The sequence below is a fragment of the Vibrio sp. 10N.222.46.A1 genome (assembly GCF_041473595.1).
Lineage (GTDB): Bacteria > Pseudomonadota > Gammaproteobacteria > Enterobacterales > Vibrionaceae > Vibrio > Vibrio tasmaniensis_A.
In genome coordinates this window covers 1-2095 of record NZ_JBFRSN010000676.1, presented here as the reverse complement: position 1 = coordinate 2095, position 2095 = coordinate 1, and the positions used below count along the sequence as shown (strand labels likewise).

Below are 2095 nucleotides of genomic sequence, written 5' to 3'. Positions count from 1 at the left end.
GCAGAGTGACTATCTAGTCCTTTCCCACATTTGTGGAATAACACTATTACAAATCCAAACCGAGCCTTCTAAGTCAAACAACTTCCCTACCAACTGGATTACCTTGCTAGAGCGCTCGATTCATCAAGTCCACAAACTTGGTTTCGTTCATGGTGACATTAAACCATCTAACATCGTATTGACTCCTCAAGGGCAAGTACATTTAATTGACTTCGGCTCTGTCATAAAGAACGGAACTCTGCGTTCCGAGCTACGTTTTGAAAGCTATACACCAAGGTATTCAACACCTAGTTCAGTCTTAGGCAAATTCGATGACTGGTTCGCTCTTGCAGTGATACTAGAAGAGTACTTTGACCAATTTGATAACAAAAGTAGCTCAAAACAGTCCTTCCAATACATAAGTCTACCTAGCAGGTATCACATGCTGTTAAGGAAATGTAGGAGCTAGAATAGTATTAGCCCGAGACTACACCATAGATAAAGTTATTCTTTGTTAAATAAAGGTTAACATATAAAATATCTATTCATAGAAAGGGACTCCATTATTTCCTTTTAGATTCCAAAACCAATAATTAACCCTCCAGAAATCATGCATTTCCACCAAATTCCACTACGCTTTAATAGCATAGAACATAGCAATCTGATTAAATTTTTTAGGGACGAAAAATGAATCAAATTACGACAGATAAACCCATTATTCTGGTTGTTGATGATATCCCAGACAACATCCACACCCTGTCAGGTATCCTCAATGAAGACTTTAAAATTAAAGCTGCGACGTCAGGTCAAAAAGCGTTAAAGATTGCCTCTTCACATCCAAAACCACACCTGATCCTGCTCGATATAATGATGCCAGAAATGGATGGGTATGAAGTGTGTCGCCGACTTAAAAATGATCCAGTCACCGCCAATATCCCTGTAATTTTTGTTACCGCGAAAACCGATATGGTCGATGAACAAATGGGCTTTGAGCTAGGCGCTGTTGATTACATCACTAAACCAGTTAGCCCACCTATTGTGAAAGCTCGTGTTGTCACGCAAATCTCCCTCTACGACCAAAACTTGGCACTGTCTCGCAAGGTACGACAAAGAACGGAAGCTTTGGCAATGAGTCGATTGGAGATAATCCGCAAGCTCGGCCGGGCAGCAGAGTACAAAGACAATGAAACGGGAATGCACGTTGTAAGAATGAGTTACTACTCGAAAATTCTGGCTCAGCAGTTAGACGTGCACGAAGAGTGGGTTGAGCTACTATTCCAAGCGGCGCCAATGCACGACATCGGTAAAATTGGCATCCCGGACAACATATTAGGCAAACCAGGAAAGCTGGATCCTGAAGAGTGGGCAATCATGCAAACACACGTCACCATTGGTGGGGACATCATTGGTGATAACGATTCCAAACTACTAAAACTCGCCCAAGAAATTGCGCTATATCATCATGAAAAATGGGATGGTAGCGGCTACCCTCACAAGCTATCCGGTGAAGATATCCCTCTCAGCGCGCGAATTGTAGCGATTGCCGACGTATTCGACGCATTGACTAGCGAACGCCCATACAAAAAAGCTTGGCCTATTCAAAAAGCGATTGAGCTGATTCAAGAACAAGCTGGCCATCATTTTGACCCTAACTTAGTGCCTATCTTCATAAATAAGCTCGACGAGATGTTAGCGATCAAAGACTCTTTTTCTGATGAACCAGAACACTAAGTTCGCTGGTACTTTATCAATACAGGTACTTTATGAATACTGTTTCAAGATTTGCTACTGATTCCAAAATAATCTTAATCTCTTTTCTCGTTGCGGCTGTCGTTGTGTTTTCCGTCGCAGTGGGCGCTTGGATCAATCTCAACGATCGCTTCATCGGTGTCGAACAGTACGCTTCTAGTACTCGACTATTGACCTCCCTCGATAAACTGCGTGTTTACGAGTTGTCTTTCAGTAACGACTATAACGAAAAAGTCATTGCCAACTTTAATCAAGAAGCAAAGCAAACTATAAGTTTAGCCGACGATTATGCCAATCAATATGCGGAATCACTTCCGAGCAATCTACTCACGGAATATTTGATTCAATTCAAGCAATATGTCGGGCT

3 protein-coding genes are annotated in these 2095 nt (G+C 41.9%); all 3 read left to right on the top strand.

Going from position 1 to position 2095, the window contains the following annotated elements:
- Positions 1-448, top strand: a 448-nt coding sequence (locus tag AB4496_RS18205) for a protein kinase domain-containing protein (protein WP_372131557.1), incomplete at its 5' end; no start/stop codon positions are given.
- Between the two features lie 218 nt (positions 449-666).
- On the top strand, positions 667-1710 hold the full coding sequence (locus AB4496_RS18200) for a two-component system response regulator (protein ID WP_102257296.1): 1044 nt from the start codon (positions 667-669) through the stop codon (positions 1708-1710).
- Positions 1711-1742: 32 nt separating this feature from the next.
- Positions 1743-2095: hypothetical protein (locus tag AB4496_RS18195; RefSeq protein ID WP_372131555.1), on the top strand; the 353-nt coding region annotated here is incomplete at its 3' end.

Bases quoted from the DNA above. Each gene is read 5' to 3' on its own strand.
- AB4496_RS18200 (WP_102257296.1), top strand. From the start codon at position 667: ATGAATCAAATTACGACAGATAAACCCATTATTCTGGTTGTTGATGAT.